Origin of the sequence: Streptomyces graminilatus, from assembly GCF_001418565.1 — a bacterium.
GTDB classification, from domain to species: Bacteria; Actinomycetota; Actinomycetes; order Streptomycetales; family Streptomycetaceae; genus Streptomyces; species Streptomyces graminilatus.
This window is the reverse complement of the sequence record NZ_LIQQ01000593.1, coordinates 1-2,957: the sequence shown is the minus strand read 5'-3', so window position 1 is coordinate 2,957 and position 2,957 is coordinate 1. Positions and strand designations below refer to the sequence as shown.

The following is a 2,957-nucleotide window of genomic DNA, read 5'->3' as shown; positions in this document are numbered from 1 at the left end:
GGGCGGGGCGGGCGGCGCGGCTGAGGCGAGGGCGTCGCAGGTGGGAGCCCGTTGTCAGTGGGGACCCGCACAATGGACTCCGCGAGGCAAGCTGTGACGTATTGGCGTGACGTAACGGTGTGACGTGTCGGCTTGACGTAACGGTGTGACGAGGCGGTCTGGCCCAAGCGGTGTGCTGACTGGCGTGACCGGCAAGGTGTGACCGACGAGGCGTGACCGACGAGGCGTGTGACGGAAGGGCGGTGTTCCCATGCCGGTGTGGGACGACCTGGTGGGCCAGGAGAAGGTGAGCGCGCAGTTGGCGGCTGCCGCGCGGGATGCCGACGCCCTGGTCACCGCTGTCGCCGCGGGCGAGCCCCAGCCCGAGGCGTCGAAGATGACCCACGCCTGGCTCTTCACCGGCCCGCCCGGCTCCGGCCGGTCCACAGCGGCCCGCGCCTTCGCCGCCGCCCTGCAGTGTGTGAGCCCCGACCGCGCCCTCGGCGGAGTCCCCGGCTGCGGTTTCTGCGACGGCTGCCACACGAGCCTGACGGGCACGCACGCCGACGTGGACATCGTCCGCACCGATCTGCTCTCCATCGGCGTCAAGGAGACCCGCGCCCTGGTCCGGCGGGCCCAGCTCTCCCCGGCTGTCGGGCGCTGGCAGGTCATCGTCCTGGAGGACGCGGACCGTCTCACGGAGGGCGCGGGCAACGTCCTGCTCAAGGCCATCGAGGAGCCCGCGCCGCGCACGGTGTGGCTGCTCTGCGCCCCGTCCATCGAGGACGTGCTGCCCACGATTCGCTCCCGCTGCCGCCTCCTCATCCTGCGTACCCCGCCGGTGGAGGCCGTGGCCGACATCCTCATCCGCCGGGACGGCATCGAGCCGAACGTCGCTCACACCGTGGCCAGGGCCACCCAGGGCCACATCGGCCGGGCCCGCAGACTCGCCACGGACGCGAGGGCGCGGGAACGCCGGGCCGCCGTTCTCAGGCTGCCGCTCCGCGTCGAGGACGTCGGCGGCTGTCTGAAGGCGGCCCAGGAGCTGATCGACTCGGCGACGGAGGACGCCAAACAGCTCGCCGAGGAGGTCGACGTGAAGGAGACGGAGGAGCTGAAGCAGGCGCTTGGGGCGGCCCAGGGCGGCCGGATGCCGCGCGGTACGGCGGGCGTGATGAAGGAGCTGGAGGACCGCCAGAAACGCCGGAGAACGCGTACGCAGCGCGACACCCTCGACCTGGCCCTGATCGACCTGACCGGCTTCTACCGCGATGTTCTCGCTCTCCAGTTCGGCTCCCGCCTGGCGGTCGCCAACGCGGATGCCGAGGACACCCTGGAGCGTCTGGCCCGAGCCGGCTCACCCGAGTCGACACTCCGCCGCATCGACGCGATCGCCGCGTGCCGCGAGGCCCTGGACCGCAACGTGTCACCGCTGCTGGCGGTGGAGGCGATGACGCTGGCGCTGAGAGCGGGCTGATCTGTAGGTCGTGGGTCGTGGGTCGTAGAGCGCAGCCCGCAGCCCGCAGCCCGCAGCCCGCAGCCTGTAGCCCGTACGAGTCATATCGCGGACGGAGAGTACTCGCGCGATTTCTCAGGGTTACGCTCGCTGAATGCATCTGAGGCGCACCCCTCGTAAGGCTCCCTGTAAGACCCCTCGTAGGGCCTGGGCATTGCTCGCGGGCGCCGCCCTGCTCGTCTCCGCCTGTTCCACGGGGAGTTCGACGAGTGCGGCGAGCCTGTCGGTGAGGCCGACCGGCCTCGCGTCGTACTACGCGCAGAAGCTGAGCTGGCGGTCGTGCGGTGCGCCCGGTTTCCAGTGCGCCACGATGAAGGCGCCGCTCGACTACGCGGCTCCGGACGAGGGTGACATCAGGCTGGCGGTCTCCCGCAAGAAGGCCACGGGGGCGGGCAAGCCGCTGGGCTCGCTGCTGGTGAACCCGGGCGGGCCGGGCGGTTCGGCGGTCGGCTATCTGCAGGGGTACGCCGGGATCGGCTACCCGGCCGAGGTCCGCGCGCGCTACGACATGGTCGCGGTCGACCCGCGCGGGGTGGCGCGCAGCGAGCCGGTCAAGTGCCTCGACGGCCCCGCGATGGACGCGTACACGCAGACGGACTCGACTCCCGACAACGAACGGGAGGCGGACGAACTGGTAGGCGCGTACAAGAAGTTCGCGGAAGGCTGCGGCAGGAGTACGCCCAGCCTGCTGCGACATGTGTCCACGGTGGAGGCGGCCCGGGACATGGACATCCTGCGGGCGGTGCTGGGCGACCGGCGGCTGACGTACGTCGGGGCGTCGTACGGGACGTTCCTCGGGGCGACGTACGCGGGGCTCTTCCCGGAGCGCGTGGGCCGGCTGGTCCTGGACGGCGCTATGGACCCGTCCCTGCCGGCGCAACGGCTGAACCTCGACCAGACGGCGGGCTTCGAGACGGCGTTCGACGCGTTCGCGAAGGACTGCGTACGGCAGCCGGACTGCCCGCTGGGCACGGAGGAGGGGCAGGTCGGCAAACACCTGAAGGCGTTCTTCGACCGCCTCGACACATCGCCCGTCCCGGCGGGTGACGCGGACGGCCGCGAACTGGGCGAGGCCCTCGCCACGACCGGCGTGATCGCCGCGATGTACGACGAGAGCACCTGGCCGCAACTGCGCGAGGCGCTGACCTCGGCGATGCGGGACAAGGACGGCGCGGGCCTGCTGTTCCTCTCCGACAGCTACTACGAGCGCGAGGCCGGTGGCCGCTACTCGAACCTCATGTTCGCCAACGCGGCCGTGAACTGCCTCGACCTCCCGGCGGCGTACGCCGGCCCCGACCAGGTGCGCGACGCGCTGCCGTCCTTCGAGAAGGCGTCCCCGGTCTTCGGCGAGGTCATGGCCTGGGCCTCCCTGAGCTGCGCGTACTGGCCGGTACGGCCGACGGGCGTGCCGCACCGCATCGAGGCGAAGGGCGCGGCCCCGATCGTGGTCGTCGGCACGACC

Annotated in this window: 2 protein-coding genes; both read left to right on the top strand. The window is 71.6% G+C overall.

Going from position 1 to position 2,957, the window contains the following annotated elements:
- Positions 1–250: 250 nt before the first annotated feature.
- Positions 251–1,456, top strand: coding sequence for a DNA polymerase III subunit delta' (locus AOK08_RS37445; RefSeq protein WP_055534411.1), 1,206 nt, complete (start codon positions 251–253; stop codon positions 1,454–1,456).
- Positions 1,457–1,589: 133 nt separating this feature from the next.
- The coding region (locus AOK08_RS37440) for an alpha/beta fold hydrolase (RefSeq protein ID WP_055534413.1) at positions 1,590–2,957 on the top strand (1,368 nt) is incomplete at its 3' end.

Coding starts and splice junctions, on each gene's coding strand:
- AOK08_RS37445 (WP_055534411.1), top strand. CDS start 251: ATGCCGGTGTGGGACGACCTGGTGGGCCAGGAGAAGGTGAGCGCGCAG.